Source organism: Ruegeria sp. CDSA033 (assembly GCF_059612305.1).
Genome location: NZ_JBXWQI010000002.1, coordinates 98,465 through 116,472, shown reverse-complemented (window position 1 = coordinate 116,472; position 18,008 = coordinate 98,465). Strand labels below are relative to the sequence as shown.

The following is an 18,008-nucleotide window of genomic DNA, read 5'->3' as shown; positions in this document are numbered from 1 at the left end:
TTTTTGAAAATACTCCTGCCGAACGGTTCAAAACGCAGTTCGGCAGGATATGGAGACCTGAAAATGGAAGCAGATTTCGTCATCGTCGGCGCAGGATCCGCAGGTTGCGCGATGGCATATCGCCTGAGCGAGGCGGGGGCCTCGGTTCTGGTGATCGAGCATGGTGGCACCGATGCCGGACCGTTCATCCAGATGCCAGCGGCGCTGAGCTATCCGATGAACATGCCGATGTATGACTGGGGTTACAAGTCCGAGCCCGAGCCGCACCTGAATAACCGCGAACTGGCCTGCCCGCGCGGCAAGGTGATCGGTGGATCGTCATCGATCAACGGCATGGTTTACGTACGTGGCCACGCGCGCGATTTTGACACCTGGGCCGAGATGGGTGCCGATGGCTGGTCCTATGCGGATGTGCTGCCCTATTATAAGCGCATGGAAACCTGGCATGACGGTGGACATGGTGGTGATCCGACATGGCGCGGCACCGATGGTCCGCTGCATGTCTCGCGCGGACCGCGCGAGAACCCTCTGTTTCAGGCTTTCGTCGATGCGGGTCAGCAGGCGGGATACGAAGTTACCGGCGACTATAACGGTGAAAAGCAGGAAGGCTTCGGCCCGATGGAGCAAACCGTCTGGAAAGGACGGCGTTGGTCGGCGGCAAATGCGTATCTGAAACCTGCGCTCAAGCGCGATAACTGCGATATCGTGCGCGGACTGGCCTCAAAAGTGGTCATTGAAAACGGCCGCGCAACCGGGGTCGAATTGATCCGAGGTGGCAAGACTGAGGTCATCCGCGCCCGGCGCGAGGTGGTTCTTGCCGCGTCCTCCATCAACTCTCCCAAGCTGCTGATGTTGTCAGGCATCGGTCCGGCAGCGCATCTGGCCGAGCATGGGATCGACACCGTGGCGGATCGCCCGGGTGTGGGTGCGAACCTTCAGGACCATCTGGAGCTTTACATCCAGCAGGCATCCCTACAGCCGATCACGCTGTACAAACACTGGAATCTGATCAGCAAAGGTCTGATCGGGGCGCAGTGGCTGTTCACAAAAACCGGTCTGGGTGCATCCAACCAATTCGAAAGTGCGGCTTTCATTCGGTCCAAACCGGGCGTGGAATACCCGGATATTCAATATCACTTCCTGCCAATTGCCGTTCGCTATGATGGCCAGGCGGCGGCCGAAGGTCATGGGTTCCAGGCGCATGTCGGACCGATGCGCTCGCCGTCGCGCGGGGCGGTGACGCTGCGGTCAGCCAATGTCGAAGACAGGCCAGTGATCCGATTCAACTACATGAGCCATGAAGAGGATTGGGCAGATTTTCGCACCTGTATTCGCCTGACGCGTGAGATTTTCGGACAGGATGCGTTCAAACCTTATTCCGGTAAAGAAATCCAACCGGGTGCAGATGTGCAGTCTGACGAAGCGCTTAATGCCTTTATCGCCGAACATGCTGAAAGTGCTTATCACCCCTGTGGAACCTGCCGTATGGGCCGGGCGGATGATAGAAATGCTGTGGTCGATCCGCAGGGACGCGTGATTGGTGTGGATGGCTTGCGTGTTGCCGACAGCTCGATCTTTCCGCAGATCACCAATGGCAATCTGAACGCGCCGTCGATCATGGTGGGTGAGAAGATGTCCGACCATCTGTTGGGCAAGGAAGCTTTGCCTTCTGCCAATGACCGCCCTTGGATTCACCCGCAATGGGCTGTTGCCCAACGGTGAAAGACGGCATGATTTGATCCGCGTCAAAGCTTGACGGGGCCGGGACGAATAGACTTGAATCGTAACGACATATTTTCAGGAGCGAACAGGAATGTCCCACACCCCGCACGAACTGGCCGAAGAGTTTCCGGACAAGGTTGAGCTGATGAGCCAGCTTAAGCAAACGGACGCTCATTTTTCACGGCTGGCGGACGAGTATCATGAGATCAACCGCGAGGTTCATCGTGCCGAAACCAATGTCGAACCGATGGATGATATCGCTGAGACAGATCTGCGTAAAAGACGTGCGGTTCTGAAAGACGAGATCTGGGCAATCTTGTCCAAGTCCTGAGAAATGGCGGGGGCTCTGCCCCCGTCGCGGCACGCCTCGGCTCCCCCGGATTATTTTAGGTCAGGTGAAGATCAGGTGACTTCATAGGGCAAGGTGCCGCGGGTATGGGCGTCGATTGTCAGACGTCTTTCCAAAGGCGGGACCGATCGCTGATGACAATTCGGCCGCTCGCAGATGCGGCAGGATATGCCAATTGGTTCGTAGGCGCTGGCGTTGTTGAAATCCAGATTGTCGGCATAAACCAGCGCCTCGGCGTGGCGCACCTCGCACCCTAGGGCAATGGCATAGCGACGGACAGGTGCGCCGTATGAGCCGCCTGATTTCGACACGTCCCGAGCCAAAGAGATATACTGAACACCATCGGGTGTTTCTGCCAGCTGCCGCAGGAAGTGGCCGGGCGTTTCGAAAGCGCGGTGGACGTTCCATAGGGGGCAGGCGCCGCCGAACCGGGCAAATTGCAGGCGTGTGGCCGAGTGTCTTTTGGTGATCGTTCCGGCCTGATCAACGCGAACGAAAAAAAAAGGAATGCCTTTTGCGCCAGGGCGTTGCAGGGTCGACAACCTGTGCGCCACCTGTTCGATCGATGCGCCAAACCGGTTGCTAAGCAGTTCAAGGTCGTGACGATATTCCTGTGCTGTGGCCAGAAATTTGGCATAAGGCATCAGTGATGCGCCGGCGAAGTAATTTGCCAGCCCGATCTTGGCAATGGCACGGGCCTCATCGCTGTGAAATTTGGCAAAATCTAGCGTTGCTTCAAGAAGTTTGTCCTGACTGATCAGTGCAACCTGCAACAACAACTGAAACACCTGAGTTTGTGGTGCGGTTCTGGACGAAAGCTGCAGTGTTTTGTTTTCTGGGTCGTACTTTCGGGTTTCATCGATGTCCGGGAATTGGACCCGGATGCCGCGCTCCGCGAGGCTGTCCAAGGCTGCAGCGCGTATGCCACCGGCATCCTCGGCGCGCCCGGCAAATCGTTCAGCTGCGCGGTCCATCGCGTCGATATAGTTGTCGCAATAGTGGAAGAAGTCTCGCACTTCCTCCCATGGGCTGGCCTGGATTTGCGCGTCTTCGCGCCCCAATGCTTCGTCAAGGGAGGCCAGGCGTTCATGCGTCTGACGATAGGTGCGGTGCAGGGCAATGAAGGCTCGTGCCAGAGCGGGTGCGTTTGAAGCCGTCAGGCGGAGATCGGCGAGTGGCGGAACAGCGTCGTCAAAGACCGGATCGGCCAATGCCTCGCGCATGTCCGAGACCAGGCGTTCACTGTCGCCGGTGCTCAACTCGGTGACATCCATTCCGAATTCTTGCGCCAGCGCCAGAACGACCGTAGTCGAAATCGGACGGTTGTTGTTCTCCATCTGGTTCAGATAGGGCAGGGAAACACCCAGTTTGGCGGCAAATTCCTTTTGGGTCAGTGACAAACGCGTACGCATTTCGCGTAGCTTTGCACCTGCATAGAGTTTCTGAGTCGCCATGTTGGGCCTTTGCAACTTTCCTAATTCGGCAAGCTAACTTTGCAAACCGTCATAGGCAAGCCATTCAAAGGCCCAATTTCCGTTCGCGTCGAATGACGGACAAAATTGCACAGACCGCAAGGACCGAAGTTGCCAGCATTAGCCAGAGCAGGGGCATTGCACCGGTTTCGTGGGTTAGCAAGGCTCCTGCAAGCGCGCTGAGGCCCGCACCGCCGCCCAACATGATGGCGCCACTCAGCCCGGATGCAGTGGCGGCCAGATGCGGTCGCACCGAAAGCGCGCCGGAAGTTGCGTTGGGAATCGTCATGCCGTTTCCAATGCCGACAAAAGTCATGAAGCCGAAAAAGCTGAGCGCCGTTCCGAAACCGGTCAGAAACAAGATGGCGGACATTGCAACGCCTGCTGCGTTCAGCCAGCAGCCCCAAAGTACCATTCGATTGACGCCGAAGTGAACGGAATAGCGACCGCTGAAGAAGTTACCAAAAAAGTACCCAACGGCTGGGGCGCCAAAGTAGATGCCGACCTCGGCGGCGCTGAGGCCGAATAGTTCGGTGCCGATAAAGGGAGCGCCGCCCAGATAGGCAAAGAAGGCACCAGACGACAGTGCTGATGACAGCGAATAGCCCCAGAATCGCGGGGAACCCAGCAGTTCGGGGTATTCCCGGAATTGTTGAACCAGTGTTTTGCCGCTCTTGGCTGAGGTTTCGCCAAAATCTGAATAAGTTAATATCAGTGTCATGACGCCAAGAGCAAAGGGCAGCCAGAAGTTGGCTTTCCAGCCAAAGCTCTCCTCTAGCAGGCCGCCGATCGCGGGTCCGATCATAGGAACGATGGCCATGCCCATCGTGACGTAACCGATCATCGATGCGGCCTGGTCCTGATCATAAAGGTCGCGAACCGCCGCACGGCTGAGAACCATCCCGACCACGATGATGGCCTGACACATCCGGAAGACAAGAAAGACCTGAATGTTGGGGGCATAGATGCACCCAAGCGTAGCAACTAAAAAAAGAGCCAACCCCCAAAGTAGAACGGGGCGGCGCCCTGCCTTGTCGGCAATTGGTCCAATCAGGATCTGAAGCACTGCATTGACCAGCAAATACAGTGCGATCGACAGTTGCATGACCTTGTAGTCGGCCTGAAAGTGCAGGGCCATATTGGGCAAGCTTGGCAAAAACAGATTGAGGCTGAGCGCGGACAATCCGGACAGCAAAACCAGCGTGGTAATTTTTGGAGGCGAGCGATGCGCCGACGAAGAACTAAACTGCATGGTTCACGTGTATAATCACCACGGATAGGAATGCCATCCATCATGCGTTTTGAGAGTCAAAATTAGCAAATTTACAATATTCACCAAGATGATTGGATAAGATTTGCAAATTTGCCGAAAGATACTTTGGTCTCGCGGCATCTGCGTATAGTGTCCGGCCAGATTTTACAGGGGATCATCGTTATGAAAGACATCCTTTCCGAACTTGAAGACCGTCGCGACAACGCGCGGCTGGGTGGTGGACAAAAGCGCATCGACGCACAGCACTCGCGCGGCAAACTGACTGCGCGCGAACGGGTTGAACTGTTGCTGGATGAAGGCAGCTTTGAAGAATTTGACATGTTTGTCAGCCATCGGTGCACCGATTTCGGGATGGAGAAGCAAAGGCCAGCGGGTGACGGTGTCGTTACTGGCTGGGGTACGATCAATGGTCGCATGGTTTATGTGTTCAGCCAGGACTTTACAGTCTTTGGCGGCTCGCTTTCGGAAACCCATGCTCAGAAGATCTGCAAGATCATGGATATGGCCGTTCAGAACGGTGCACCGGTGATTGGCATTAACGACTCGGGCGGGGCGCGAATTCAGGAAGGCGTGGCGTCGCTGGCTGGTTATGCCGAGGTGTTCCAGCGCAACATCATGGCGTCAGGCGTGGTTCCGCAGATTAGCGTGATCATGGGGCCCTGTGCTGGTGGCGCAGTCTACAGCCCGGCGATGACAGACTTTATCTTCATGGTCAAAGACACCTCGTACATGTTTGTGACCGGCCCCGACGTGGTCAAGACGGTCACAAACGAAGTGGTTACCGCCGAGGAACTGGGTGGGGCGTCGACCCATACCAAGAAATCCTCGGTTGCTGACGGAGCGTTTGAGAACGACGTTGAAGCACTGGCCGAGGTGCGGCGTTTGGTTGATTTCCTGCCGCTCAACAACCGCGAAAAGCCGCCTGTGCGCCCGTTCTTTGACGAACCCGACCGTCTGGAAACCTCGCTGGATACATTGATCCCCGACAACCCTAATACGCCGTACGACATGAAGGAACTCATCACCAAAGTGGCGGATGAGGGTGATTTCTACGAAATTCAGGAGGATTTTGCCAAAAACATCATCACTGGGTTCATCCGGCTTGAAGGGCAGACAGTGGGCGTTGTAGCCAATCAGCCGATGATTTTGGCCGGTTGTCTGGACATCGACAGCTCGCGCAAGGCCGCGCGGTTTGTGCGGTTCTGCGATTGCTTCGAAATTCCGATCCTGACGCTGGTGGATGTACCTGGATTCCTGCCGGGGACGTCACAGGAATATGGCGGAGTGATCAAGCACGGCGCCAAGCTGTTGTTTGCCTACGGTGAAGCCACGGTGCCAAAAGTTACCGTCATCACCCGTAAGGCTTATGGTGGTGCCTATGATGTTATGGCGTCCAAGCACCTGCGCGGTGACTTCAACTATGCCTGGCCTACAGCCGAAATCGCGGTGATGGGCGCAAAGGGCGCGACCGAGATCATTCACCGTGCCGATCTGGGCGATGCCGAGAAAATTGTGCAGCACACGCAGGATTATGAGGACAGGTTTGCGAACCCGTTTGTCGCGGCTGAGCGTGGCTTTATCGATGAGGTGATCATGCCTCAATCGACCCGCCGTCGCGTTTCGCGGGCCTTTGCCAGCTTGCGGAACAAGCACGTGAAAAACCCGTGGAAAAAGCACGACAACATCCCTCTTTGAGGGGATATGCCAGGAAATCTGCCCGGCCAAAACGGTTTGGACAGCGTCTCGGACAAACGGTCAGGGCAGATTACTTGGGTGCAAAATTGACTTTGAGGCCACAACTGCTAATGAGTTGCCCAATAAGACATAGAACAGCGCGGGCCGAAAGCCAGGCGCGCGCGATCCCGGAGAGAGGAGCTCGCCTGTGGCGGGTCCGGGATCGCGCCTTAGCTGTTGTACTGTCGGTTTTTGCGGTCCCAGTTCTGGCTGATTCCGAAAACCTGTTGCCGGTCCCGTCCGGACAGCCAGTGCACCTGAGCGACGTTCTGCTGGACAATAACCCCGGTGAGCTTTGGGTGCGGTTTCGCTTTATTGCGCCCAAGATCGGTTCGGACATTGGCCGGATCGGGTACGATATCGCCTCGGTCGACATGGAACATCTGTGCCAGACGCTTGCGGTTACTTATGTGGCTAAATACGAACTGGACGCTGCCCGGGTGGTCATTTCCCTGTCTGACCGGCCCATCGAATTCGGCCGTACATCCCCTGATGCCACGCAGTTCTTTGAAGCCTACCGGCTGGAACAGTCCCGGTGTATCTGGGAGGGGCTTTGACCATGAATCGCGCTATTCATCCCGTCAGGGCATTTCTGAACAGCTACGCGGCTTTGGAGGTGCGCACCATGACATCATCCTGTGACGGATGTGAATATCTGATCCCCATGACCCCTTGTGCAACTGAGGTGGAACCATGCTGAAACATCGCGGATTTCCCGGGCGCCTGCCGGGAACTGACTTTCAGTTCATTATTCGTCGGGCCAATCCCAAAGGCGTGACGCCCCTGACCCGCCGCGAGCGGTTTCGAGATCGTAAACCCGCGGATAAGCGCGCGGATGCGGCTTTTATGGAAGCCCTGTGGGCGCATTTTGGCGACCAACCGTTTGAGAGGGGCAATTTGGATGCTGGCCGTCTTTGCTGGCTGTTCGAACGCGAAGTCATTCCGGCCGAAGATCCGTTTGATCCGGCTAGTTACGACGCGCTTTTGGTCATTGATCCGAATGTGGGCCGGATTTCCTTCCCCGAAATTTTTGACGGGGTGCGCTGATCGTGCAATCCGCTGTCGCACATAGCACCTTGGGGCATTCCCGGCCCAAAACCCTGCCCGTGTCGGGGCAGGGTTGGTGTTTGTGGTCAGAAGTTCAGCTGCGCCGCCAACTGAATGCGGTTGCTGTCAAAGGTGCGTCCGGTCGGTGCATCGTTCCGCTCACCATAGAAGTATTCGGCGCTAAGCGTCAGATTGTCGGTCGCTTTGTAAAAGGCGTTCACGTGGATCGTTTCAACCTCGGTAAAGGACAGGGTCCCGGTCGAGGTCGGCAGGTCGTAATTCTCTTGCCCATAAGCGATGCCGACGTTCCATTTGGGGCTCAGTTCCTGGCGGAATTCCACGGTAAATCCATCCACGTCATTGGCCTGTCCGTTGACGATGGCGTCACCGGCAGCGATCAGGTAGGGGCCCAAAGCCTCGCCGTCGACATAGTTGACCTGAAACAGACCGCCTTGCCAGGGCCGGATGCCAGCCGAGAGGGTATAGCCGGTCTGATCCACTTCGACCGCGCTGGATTGGGCCTTACCATACAAAGCCGAGGCTCGGGCCAGGTAGGTACCGTTGTTGTATTCGATGGAGCCGGTCAGGACGGGGTCATTCGAATCCGAGCCGCCAACGTTTTCCTCGATCGCCACCGCAAAGGTTGTGTTCGAGCCCAGCGTGTTCGTATAGCGCACCTGAGGGACGCGAGCGAAAGGAATGCCAACGGGGCCGTTGAATTCAACGGTCGTGGGATAGGTGTCCAACGGCTGGAAGTTGGTCCAGAATTGACCGATCAACCAGTTGTCACCAATACGGATATTGGCGTGGCGCAGGCGCAGTTCAGCAGGCCCATCCGTCCCGCCGGAGAACAGGTCCAGTTCCAGCTGGCCCGCAATATCGCCGATGGCAGACGGCGTATTGGTCCGAAGCCCGATGCGCGATTGGCGCACGGTGGCCCCAAAGGTGCCGCTGGTGGCGTTTGCTGGCTCGCCAATTCGGGTCGCATCGGCAAGATCGCCCAGTTCAAAGTCGGTGTCGTAGAAGAAATCAGCCTTAACGTACCCATAAACATCAAGAGTGGTGTTTCCGATTCGAAGATCGCCAGTGCCAGCGCCGGGATTTGCGGCCTCGAGGGCTTCGACACGGGCACGCAGGGCATCAAGTTCCGTTTGCGTCTGGGCGTCTTGGGCGAAAGCAGCCGCGCCGGACATGCCAAGCGCGGACACGGCAAGCAGCAACGCCGTTTTTCTCTTTGCAATCATGTGGATATTTCCTTGTGTGCGAGTGTGCACGGGTACCGTTCCACGCAAGAGAACTTGAGGGAAATCACGAGAACGGGATGGGAATTTCCTGGTTTCTCAAGGAAACGTGCAAAATTATCGGGCCGTTTTCACCTTAAGGTGAACAGATCGGTTAACCCTTTGCGTTTGAAAAGACAAATTCAGGCGCCCTTTTTCGCAACCCGTGATGTTGCAGGCGCAGAAACAGACCAATTGCTGAGGAAAAGTAACAGCAACGTGACGGCATTGGCCTCGCGTTTCACCCCCAAAACTGCATCCGATCTCGGCGCGAATCTGCGCGCGCATTCGCCCAATGGGCGATTTCCAGCCGGAATCCTGACCGGAAACAATACTTTGTTTACGCATTTGATTGTGCCAAGCAACCTGACTAAGCCGTGCGGCTCTACTTTGCCTGCGTCGCACAAGCACCTACTATTCCGTACCCCTTCCTTCCGCGGGCAGGCTTGTGATGTTCACAAAGTCCTGCCCGCGTTTTTCTTTGCGCAACATCCAAGCGTAAAGCGGCACAAATCTGCGCAAATCTCTGTTCAGGACGGCCTGTTATTGAATAACAAGGTCGAAACCGGACATCTGCCCCGGAACGCATCAAGAATCCAAAAGGGGCAGATATCATGCGAATCTCGAAACTCGTTCTTGCAATGGCGACCTGTGCAGGTCTTGCCGCCTGTGGCGACACGACGGGCGAACAAGCGCTGCTTGGCGGCGGCGCAGGTGCGGTCGGAGCAGCTGTCGTCAGCGCGGACCCGTTGTTCGGTGCCGTTGTCGGCGCGGCAGGCAATGTCTTGTACTGCAAGACACAAAACAACTGTAGGTAATACCGGGTTTTCCGGGGCGCGCGTCGCCCCGACCGTCATCGCGCATCACGCCGTCGTGGGGAACGTTCCCTGCGGCGGCGTTTTGCGTTCTCAGAACATCAAGACAAAGGACGTTCCATGTTTAACAAGATCCTGATCGCCAACCGGGGCGAGATCGCCTGCCGGGTCATCAAGACAGCCCGCAAGATGGGTATCGGCACCGTTGCCATTTATTCGGACGCAGACAAGAACGCCTTGCATGTTTCGATGGCGGATAAATCGGTGCATATCGGCCCTCCGCCTGCGAACCAGTCCTATATCGTGATCGACAAGGTCATGGATGCCATTCGCCAGAGTGGGGCCCAGGCGGTGCATCCTGGTTATGGATTCCTGTCGGAAAACTCGAAATTCGCCGAGGCGCTTGAGGCCGAAGGCGTTGCATTTGTTGGTCCACCGGTTCGGGCAATCGAAAGCATGGGCGACAAGATCACCTCGAAGAAGATCGCACAAGAAGCCGGTGTTTCCACCGTTCCCGGTTACATGGGGCTGATCGAAGACGCAGAAGAAGCCGTCAAGATTTCCAACGAAGTCGGCTACCCGGTCATGATCAAGGCCAGTGCCGGCGGAGGCGGAAAGGGCATGCGGATCGCGTGGAATGATGAAGAGGCGCGCGAGGGCTTCCAGTCGTCCAAAAACGAGGCCGCGAATTCGTTTGGTGATGACCGGATCTTTATCGAAAAATTCGTGACCCAGCCGCGTCACATCGAGATTCAGGTTCTATGCGACAGCCACGGTAACGGCATCTATCTGGGCGAGCGTGAATGCTCGATCCAGCGTCGGAACCAGAAAGTGGTCGAAGAAGCACCGTCACCTTTCCTGGACGAAGCGACCCGTAAGGCGATGGGCGAGCAGGCCGTGGCACTGGCCAAGGCCGTGGACTATGCCAGCGCCGGTACGGTTGAATTCATCGTCGATGGTGAAAAGAACTTCTACTTCCTGGAAATGAACACGCGTCTTCAGGTGGAACACCCGGTCACCGAACTGATCACCGGCGTCGATCTGGTTGAGCAGATGATCCGAGTGGCGGCGGGTGAAAAGCTGTCAATCACACAGGACGACGTGACCCTGACCGGCTGGGCCATCGAAAACCGCCTGTATGCCGAAGATCCGTATCGTGGCTTCCTGCCGTCGATTGGTCGTCTGACCCGCTATCGTCCTCCGCAAGAGATTGCCTCTGGTCCGCTGTTGGTGAACGATAAATGGCAAGGTGAAGCGCCCGAAGGTGAAGCCGCCGTGCGCAACGACACCGGCGTCTACGAAGGCGGCGAGATCAGCATGTACTATGACCCGATGATCGCCAAACTGTGCACCTGGGCCCCGACCCGCGAGGCGGCGATCGAGGCGATGCGCGTAGCGCTGGACAGCTTTGAGGTCGAAGGCATTGGCCACAACCTGCCGTTCCTGTCGGCTGTGATGGACCATCCGAAATTCGTCAGCGGTGACATGACCACGGCCTTTATCGCTGAGGAATATCCCGACGGGTTCGAAGGCGTTGAACTGCCCGAGGCCGACTTGCGCCGCATAGCCGCCTCCTGTGCTGCGATGCACCGCGTGGCCGAGATTCGCCGCACCCGCGTTTCTGGTCGGATGGACAATCACGAACGCAAGGTCGGCTCTGATTGGGTCGTCACTCTGCAAGGGCAGGAATATGCAGTTGAGATTGATGCGGATCGCGATGGGTCAACCGTGACGTTCTCGGACGGTACCACCATGCGGGTCACTTCGGACTGGACGCCGGGCGATCACTTGGCGGTGCTGGACGTCGATGGCAGCCCGCTGGTTCTGAAAGTCGGAAAAATCTCGGGCGGATTCCGTATTCGCAACCGGGGTGCAGACCTCAAGGTCCATGTCCGGACGACACGTCAGGCCGAGCTGGCGCGTATGATGCCCGAAAAGCTGCCGCCGGATACTTCGAAAATGCTGCTCTGCCCGATGCCCGGCCTGATCGTGAAGATCGATGTCGAAGTGGGCCAGGAAGTGCAGGAAGGTCAGGCGCTGTGCACTGTTGAGGCGATGAAGATGGAAAACATCCTACGCGCCGAGAAGAAGGGTGTCGTGTCCAAAGTCAACGCAGGCCCCGGCGACAACCTCGCCGTGGACGACGTGATCATCGAGTTCGAGTGATCATGATCGCGTTTTCACCATATCTCCATGGTTTCCCGGCGGTTCGCGCCGGGAGCTTTGGGCGTGGCGAAAGCGCTCAGCCGCCCTCGCGTCGTTCGCGGATTTCACGTTCGCGCAGGGGCGTTTTGTCGATGGAACGGCCGATTTCACGTGTGCTCCACGGCGAAGGTTTGCGCAGTTTGACCACGCCGTCCTTGTCGACGAACACCATCTGGAAGCCGCGCGGGCGCAATTGTGACCGGATCGGAGAACGGGCGGACGGATCGGTATCGGTCAGCACGACCACATCCCGGTCGCGCATGGCCTCTTCGCCTTCCAGAAGCATGTCGATTTGCTGCCGGAAACGCGGATCGGCCGGGGTATCGGCAAAGACGACGATGGGCCGACTGACCCATAAGTATTCGCTCAGCTCGCTGTCACCAGCGGGGCGGACAAAATCTTCATCGGCAGGCGCAGACCCATCTGCCGCCATCGCGACCAGCGGGAATAGTGCCGAGAAAACAAGGGCAAGCGTTCGTGTCATAGGGCCTCCTGTTCGTTTGAATATAGCCTCTGCGCTGGTGAATGCGACCGGCGAATTGCACGCAGGCTTCAAAATATCGCGTTTACACCTGCCGCGACGCGCGGCACCGAACGTTAAAACGCGCAGGCAATGCCTGTTCGCGACCCGAATTGAGAAAAGGAATACGCAATGACCGATACGAAAGACTGGCAAGCGCTGGCCGAGAAAGAGCTGCGCGGACGCCCGTTGGACGACCTGACCAAAGAGACTTTGGAAGGTATCGACGTCAAACCTCTTTACACGCAGGAAGACACCGCTGAACTGCCGCATATGGGGTCGATGCCGGGGTTCGGGCCGTTCACGCGGGGCGTGAAGGCGACGATGTATGCGGGCCGACCGTGGACGATCCGCCAATATGCAGGCTTCTCGACCGCCGAAGAATCGAACGCGTTCTATCGCCGCAATCTGGCGGCTGGTCAGCAAGGTGTGTCGGTCGCTTTCGATCTGGCGACTCACCGCGGTTATGACAGCGACCATCCGCGCGTGGTCGGTGACGTGGGCAAGGCCGGTGTGGCCATCGACAGCGTCGAAGACATGAAAATCCTGTTCGATGGCATTCCGTTGGACAAGGTCTCGGTTTCGATGACCATGAACGGGGCGGTGGTTCCAATTCTGGCCAGTTTCATTGTTGCAGGCGAAGAGCAGGGGCATGACAAATCCGTCCTGTCCGGCACCATTCAGAATGACATTCTGAAAGAGTTCATGGTGCGCAACACCTATATCTACCCGCCCGAGCCTTCGATGAAGATCATCTCGGACATCATTGAGTTCACGTCGAATGAAATGCCCAAGTTCAACTCGATCTCGATCTCGGGCTACCACATGCAAGAGGCTGGGGCGAACCTTGTGCAAGAGCTAGCCTATACGCTGGCTGACGGGCGCGAGTATGTACGCGCCGCGACGCAGGCTGGGATGGACGTGGATAAGTTTGCAGGGCGTCTGTCGTTCTTCTTTGCTATCGGCATGAATTTCTTCATGGAAATCGCCAAGCTGCGCGCCGCGCGTACGCTGTGGCACCGGGTGATGACCGATTTTGGCGCAAAGTCCGAGCGGTCAAAGATGCTGCGCACCCACTGCCAGACCTCGGGCGTGTCGCTGCAGGAGCAGGACCCCTATAACAACGTGATCCGCACCGCTTATGAAGCGATGAGCGCGGTTCTGGGCGGTACCCAGTCCCTGCACACAAACGCGCTGGATGAGGCGATTGCGCTGCCTACAGATTTCTCGGCCCGCATCGCGCGGAATACGCAGTTGGTTCTGCAAGAGGAAACCGGTGTGACCGATGTGGTCGATCCGCTGGCCGGTTCGTATTACATCGAAAGCCTGACCAACGAGTTGATCGAAAAAGCCTGGGCCTTGATGGAAGAGGTTGAGGAAATGGGCGGCATGACCAAGGCCGTTGCCAGCGGTATGCCCAAGCTGCGGATCGAGGAAAGCGCCGCCCGCCGTCAGGCCATGATTGACCGGGGTGATGAGGTCATCGTCGGTGTCAACAAGTACCGCAAGGAACAAGAAGACCCGATCGACATTCTGGACGTCGACAACGTCGCCGTGCGCGAAGCTCAGGTCGCGCGGTTGGATCGTATCCGTGCCACCCGTGACGAGGCCGCCTGTCAGGCGGCGCTGGACGCGCTGACCAAGACCGCCAGTGAAGGTGGAAATCTGCTGGCCGCCGCCGTCGAGGCCGCCCGCGCCCGTGCATCCGTAGGAGAGATCAGCATGGCAATGGAAAAGGAATTCGGTCGCCACCGCGCCGAAGTGAAAACGCTGGCCGGTGTCTATGGCGCGGCATACGAAGGCGACGAAGGTTTTGCCGCGATCCAGAAGTCCATCGAGGAATTCGCTGAGGCTGAAGGCCGCCGCCCGCGCCTGCTGGTGGTCAAGATGGGGCAGGATGGGCATGACCGCGGTGCCAAGGTGATCGCAACCGCCTTTGCGGATATCGGGTTTGACGTGGATGTAGGCCCGCTGTTCCAAACCCCGGCAGAGGCCGCGCAGGACGCCGTGGACAACGACGTGCACGTCATCGGTATTTCGTCGCAGGCAGCGGGGCACAAAACATTGGCGCCGCAGCTGGTGGAAGAGCTGAAGAAAGCCGGTGCCGAGGACATTCTTGTTATCTGCGGCGGGGTGATCCCGCAGCAGGATTATCAATTCCTCTATGATCACGGCGTTAAAGCGATCTTTGGCCCGGGCACCAATATCCCAGAAGCCGCTCAGGACATCCTGCGCCTGATCGGTGAAGCGAAAGGCTGAGGCTTTCAAAGATTTTCGTCGAAAAATCTTGTGATCCACCGCCTTTAAGGAAAACATGCGACCAGATCCGATAGGATCTGGTCGTTTTTCATGGGAGGCGCTGCGTGTTACTGGATCATCTGGCGGTTGCGGGCGAAACGCTCGAAGAAGCGTCTGCCCATGTCGAACAGGCATTGGGAGTTCCGCTGCAGGACGGCGGCAAGCATGAAAGGTTTGGCACATATAACCGCCTGTTAGGATTGCGAGACGGCCTGTATCTTGAGGCCATCGCGATTGACCCACAGGCACCGAATCCGCAAAGAACCAGATGGTTTGATCTGGACCGGTTCAAGGGTGCGCCGCGCCTTACCAACTGGATATGCCGGGTGCCGGACATTTCAGCCTCGTTGACCGTGTTTCCGGATGGGGTGGGCCACCCGATCGACCTGGCCCGCGGGGCGTTACGCTGGCAAATGGCGGTTCCGCCAAACGGGCGTCTGCCCTTCGACAATCTGTTCCCGGCGCTTATTCAGTGGCACGGAGATTTGCATCCGGCAAATATGCTGCAGGATAGCGGCTGCCGTTTGCGTCGGTTGGTGGTTTTTCACCCGGACGCGCTGGAGCTAGCCAAGCTGCTAGGCGAAATGGGCGCTGTGGTTTTCGACACAGGTCCGGCCGCATTGCGGGCAGAGTTCGAAACTCCGCACGGAAAGCGCGTGTTGGAATGAAAATCAGGCAGGCCAAAGCTGCGGACGCCAAAGAGATAGCTGCGATCACCAACGCAATCATCCGCGACACGCTGGTAACATTCACAACCGACGAACGCAGTGTAGACAGCATTGCGCGTGACATCGAAGCGCGCGGTCCGGCCTATCTTGTGGCTGAACAGGACGACCAGATTCTTGGGTTTGCCACCTATGGTCCGTTTCGATCCGGTCCGGGATACGCGCAGTGCCGAGAGCTAACGATCCAACTGGCCACTGATGCGCGTGAACAAGGTACGGGGCGCGTTTTGATGCGGGCGCTTGAGGCCGCCGCCCGGGCAGAGGGAACTTATGCACTGGTGGCGGGGATTTCTTCGGCAAATCCGGGGGCAGTTTCTTTTCACGCGGCCTTGGGCTTTGTCGAAGTCGGACGCATGCCCGAGGTTGGGTTCAAGTGGGGGAAACGTCTTGACCTTGTGCTGATGCAGAAAATTCTTGCCACAGACGGTTTGGTTGCACCTGACAGTCCCGATTTGGGACGTTAGGGTGCGCTCATGTCGATCTGGATCCGTATATCCGATGCGCTAAGCGCACTTGCCCAGGGTGAAAGCCTTACTGCAGTCTTTGAAAAGCTGCGCTCGCCACCTGAACGGTCGGTGGCCTTCACCATCGCCGTGATCGCACTGGGCGCGAAAATGGCCAAGGCTGACGGGCAGGTGACTCGTGATGAGGTCACGGCGTTTCGCGACGTGTTCCAGATTGCCCGCGATGATGAGGAAGGCGCGGCGCGCGTGTTCAATATGGCCCGCACGGATGTTGCGGGCTATCAGGACTATGCCCACAAGATCGCGCGCATGTTTTCTGAGGACAGCACCACGCTGTGCGACCTGATGGAGGGGTTGTTCCACATCGCCATGGCGGACGGATTCTATCACCCCAACGAAAACGAGTTTCTGGAAGAGGTCAGCCATATTTTCGGCCAGACCGATGCGCAGTTCATGGCCTTGCGTGCCCGTTTTGTGCCTGATGCGCCCAATGATCCTTACACGGTTCTTGGGGTGCCACGGGACATGCCGTTACCCGATATTCGCAAGGTTTGGCGACAGCTTGTGCGCGAAACGCACCCAGATGCGATGTTGGCGCGTGGAGTTCCCGAAGAGGCCGTACGTTTGGCAGAAAAGAAGATGATCGACATCAACCGCGCCTGGGACGAAATCAACGGCGCGCAGGCCTGAAGCATGCGCCTGGCGACCTACAATATTGAATGGTTCGCCAATCTGTTTGACCGCCATGACGAACTGATCGCCGATGACAGTTGGTCTGGTCGCCATGATGTCACCAAAGCGCAGCAGATTGAGGCTATCGCCAAGGTTTTGACGGCGATCGATGCGGACGCAGTGCTGGTTGTCGAAGCACCAAACACAGGGAAATCTCAGAACACGGTCCGCGCGCTGCAGAACTTTGCCGAGGCTTTCGATCTGCGCACCAGCGAAGCCGTTATGGGATTTGCCAACGATACGCACCAAGAACTGGCCTTGTTGTACGACCCGCGCGTTCTGGCGGTGCGACATGATCCAAAAGATGGAGGCCAACAGGCCCCGCGTTTCGATCAGGTGTTTCACATCGACCTCGATATTGACGCAACCGAGGATCAGGTGCAGTTTTCCAAGCCGCCTATGGAATTGGCGGTTGAAACCAAGGCAGGCGAACGGTTCCGTCTTATTGGCGCGCATCTGAAGTCAAAGGCGCCTCATGGGGCGGAAACCCGCGATGCGGCGATCCGCATCTCGATCGCCAATCGCCGAAAACAGCTGGCTCAGGCGATCTGGCTGGGCAGGCGGATCAAGGCGCATCTGGCGGCTGATGAACAGGTGATCTTAATGGGCGATCTGAACGATGGTCCGGGGCTGGACGAGTTCGAAAACCTGTTCGGTCGCTCTTCGGTTGAAATCCTGCTGCAATCGGGGGTGTTTGACCCCCACGCGGATACGGCCTTCGGGTCAGAACCGGGTGAGCGCCCGTCGACCGCGCGCTTTTATCGACCCCAAGATCGCGGGTATCTTGAGGCGTTGTTGGACTATATTATGATCAGCGATGGGTTAAAGGATCGTCGCCCGAATTGGCGCATATGGCATCCGTTTCGCGATCCGGCTTGCCGTGATGCCCAGGATCTACATGAAGCATTGCTTACCGCGTCCGACCATTTCCCTGTCACTCTGGATATCGAGCTGTGATCTTTCAACCGCGTTTCAGTTGCCCTATATTTTCGATATGAAACGTTTCATTCCAATCTGCGCGCTGACCGTTGTTATGGCCCTTCCGGCCTCTGCCGAGGAAGAGGGGGAAAAATCCTTGATGGAGCAGGGGGCAGAACTGTTCTTTGAAGGCCTGCGCCAGGAGATGGAGCCTGCATTGGATGAACTGCTGGGACTCGCTGAACAGTTTGGCCCTGCAATGCAGTCATTTATTGCGGAAATGGGGCCCGCTTTGGCCGAGCTGGCAGATGAGATTGAGGATTGGAGCGCCTATGAAGCACCCGAGATCCTGCCTAACGGCGATATAATTATCCGCAAAAAGCCGCCGCAGGACCCAGAGATACAGCCAGAGATCCCTGAAGGCCCGCCTGAGGGCGAAACCGAGATTTGATAT

At 57.4% G+C, this 18,008-nt stretch carries 17 protein-coding genes; 13 read left to right on the top strand and 4 right to left on the bottom strand.

Annotated features, from left to right (window positions below; genetic code table 11):
- Positions 1 to 63: 63 nt before the first annotated feature.
- Both betA and AC2FLA_RS03840 read left to right on the top strand, forming a co-directional pair.
- Positions 64 to 1,722 carry a choline dehydrogenase gene (gene betA, locus AC2FLA_RS03845; protein ID WP_496720646.1) on the top strand — a complete coding sequence of 553 codons (1,659 nt, stop codon included), beginning with the start codon at positions 64 to 66 and terminating at the stop codon, positions 1,720 to 1,722.
- A gap of 91 nt (positions 1,723 to 1,813) precedes the next feature.
- Positions 1,814 to 2,053, top strand: coding sequence for an HP1242/YdcH family protein (locus AC2FLA_RS03840; protein ID WP_109313161.1), 240 nt, complete (start codon positions 1,814 to 1,816; stop codon positions 2,051 to 2,053).
- Positions 2,054 to 2,124: 71 nt separating this feature from the next.
- Here AC2FLA_RS03840 and AC2FLA_RS03835 read toward each other — a convergent pair whose 3' ends face one another.
- Both AC2FLA_RS03835 and AC2FLA_RS03830 read right to left on the bottom strand, forming a co-directional pair.
- Complete coding sequence (locus tag AC2FLA_RS03835; protein WP_108859394.1) at positions 2,125 to 3,525, bottom strand: helix-turn-helix domain-containing protein; 1,401 nt, start codon at positions 3,523 to 3,525, stop codon at positions 2,125 to 2,127.
- Positions 3,526 to 3,589: 64 nt separating this feature from the next.
- Positions 3,590 to 4,795 carry a multidrug effflux MFS transporter gene (locus AC2FLA_RS03830; RefSeq protein WP_496720643.1) on the bottom strand — a complete coding sequence of 402 codons (1,206 nt, stop codon included), beginning with the start codon at positions 4,793 to 4,795 and terminating at the stop codon, positions 3,590 to 3,592.
- A 183-nt stretch (positions 4,796 to 4,978) separates the two neighbouring features.
- Between AC2FLA_RS03830 and AC2FLA_RS03825 the strand changes: the two genes are divergently transcribed.
- The 3 genes from AC2FLA_RS03825 to AC2FLA_RS03815 all read left to right on the top strand — a co-directional run bounded on the left by AC2FLA_RS03825 (position 4,979) and on the right by AC2FLA_RS03815 (position 7,597).
- Positions 4,979 to 6,511, top strand: a complete 1,533-nt coding sequence (locus AC2FLA_RS03825) for an acyl-CoA carboxylase subunit beta (protein ID WP_109313344.1) — start codon at positions 4,979 to 4,981, stop codon at positions 6,509 to 6,511.
- Between the two features lie 110 nt (positions 6,512 to 6,621).
- Positions 6,622 to 7,107: a DUF6497 family protein gene (locus AC2FLA_RS03820; protein WP_282168867.1), complete on the top strand. Its 486-nt coding sequence runs from the start codon at positions 6,622 to 6,624 to the stop codon at positions 7,105 to 7,107.
- A 136-nt stretch (positions 7,108 to 7,243) separates the two neighbouring features.
- Positions 7,244 to 7,597 carry a hypothetical protein gene (locus tag AC2FLA_RS03815; RefSeq protein ID WP_058276835.1) on the top strand — a complete coding sequence of 118 codons (354 nt, stop codon included), beginning with the start codon at positions 7,244 to 7,246 and terminating at the stop codon, positions 7,595 to 7,597.
- 86 nt (positions 7,598 to 7,683) lie between these two features.
- Here AC2FLA_RS03815 and AC2FLA_RS03810 read toward each other — a convergent pair whose 3' ends face one another.
- Positions 7,684 to 8,841 carry a DcaP family trimeric outer membrane transporter gene (locus AC2FLA_RS03810; RefSeq protein WP_496720640.1) on the bottom strand — a complete coding sequence of 386 codons (1,158 nt, stop codon included), beginning with the start codon at positions 8,839 to 8,841 and terminating at the stop codon, positions 7,684 to 7,686.
- 650 nt (positions 8,842 to 9,491) lie between these two features.
- Between AC2FLA_RS03810 and AC2FLA_RS03805 the strand changes: the two genes are divergently transcribed.
- The gene (locus tag AC2FLA_RS03805; protein ID WP_058275656.1) at positions 9,492 to 9,695 is read left to right on the top strand and encodes a hypothetical protein; all 204 of its coding nucleotides are present in this window, start codon (positions 9,492 to 9,494) and stop codon (positions 9,693 to 9,695) included.
- A 117-nt stretch (positions 9,696 to 9,812) separates the two neighbouring features.
- On the top strand, positions 9,813 to 11,858 hold the full coding sequence (locus AC2FLA_RS03800; protein WP_496720638.1) for an ATP-binding protein: 2,046 nt from the start codon (positions 9,813 to 9,815) through the stop codon (positions 11,856 to 11,858).
- A 76-nt stretch (positions 11,859 to 11,934) separates the two neighbouring features.
- Here the strand turns inward: AC2FLA_RS03800 and AC2FLA_RS03795 are convergent, their stop codons facing one another.
- Complete coding sequence (locus AC2FLA_RS03795) at positions 11,935 to 12,381, bottom strand: DUF4174 domain-containing protein (protein ID WP_282151663.1); 447 nt, start codon at positions 12,379 to 12,381, stop codon at positions 11,935 to 11,937.
- Positions 12,382 to 12,549: 168 nt separating this feature from the next.
- Between AC2FLA_RS03795 and scpA the strand changes: the two genes are divergently transcribed.
- The 6 genes from scpA (at position 12,550) to AC2FLA_RS03765 (ending at position 18,005) form a co-directional block, all read left to right on the top strand.
- A complete protein-coding gene (scpA, locus tag AC2FLA_RS03790; RefSeq protein ID WP_496720636.1) occupies positions 12,550 to 14,676 on the top strand; it encodes a methylmalonyl-CoA mutase in 2,127 nt (708 codons plus the stop codon).
- Positions 14,677 to 14,780: 104 nt separating this feature from the next.
- Positions 14,781 to 15,383, top strand: a complete 603-nt coding sequence (locus AC2FLA_RS03785; protein ID WP_496720634.1) for a VOC family protein — start codon at positions 14,781 to 14,783, stop codon at positions 15,381 to 15,383.
- On the top strand, positions 15,380 to 15,904 hold the full coding sequence (locus AC2FLA_RS03780; protein WP_496720632.1) for a GNAT family N-acetyltransferase: 525 nt from the start codon (positions 15,380 to 15,382) through the stop codon (positions 15,902 to 15,904). The genes AC2FLA_RS03785 and AC2FLA_RS03780 overlap by 4 nt, the downstream gene beginning before the upstream one ends.
- Positions 15,905 to 15,913: 9 nt before the next feature.
- A complete protein-coding gene (locus AC2FLA_RS03775) occupies positions 15,914 to 16,594 on the top strand; it encodes a molecular chaperone DjiA (RefSeq protein ID WP_109313150.1) in 681 nt (226 codons plus the stop codon).
- A gap of 3 nt (positions 16,595 to 16,597) precedes the next feature.
- Positions 16,598 to 17,593 carry an endonuclease/exonuclease/phosphatase family protein gene (locus AC2FLA_RS03770; RefSeq protein WP_496720630.1) on the top strand — a complete coding sequence of 332 codons (996 nt, stop codon included), beginning with the start codon at positions 16,598 to 16,600 and terminating at the stop codon, positions 17,591 to 17,593.
- 37 nt (positions 17,594 to 17,630) lie between these two features.
- Positions 17,631 to 18,005 carry a FliH/SctL family protein gene (locus AC2FLA_RS03765; protein WP_496720628.1) on the top strand — a complete coding sequence of 125 codons (375 nt, stop codon included), beginning with the start codon at positions 17,631 to 17,633 and terminating at the stop codon, positions 18,003 to 18,005.
- The last annotated feature ends 3 nt before the right edge of the window (positions 18,006 to 18,008 follow it).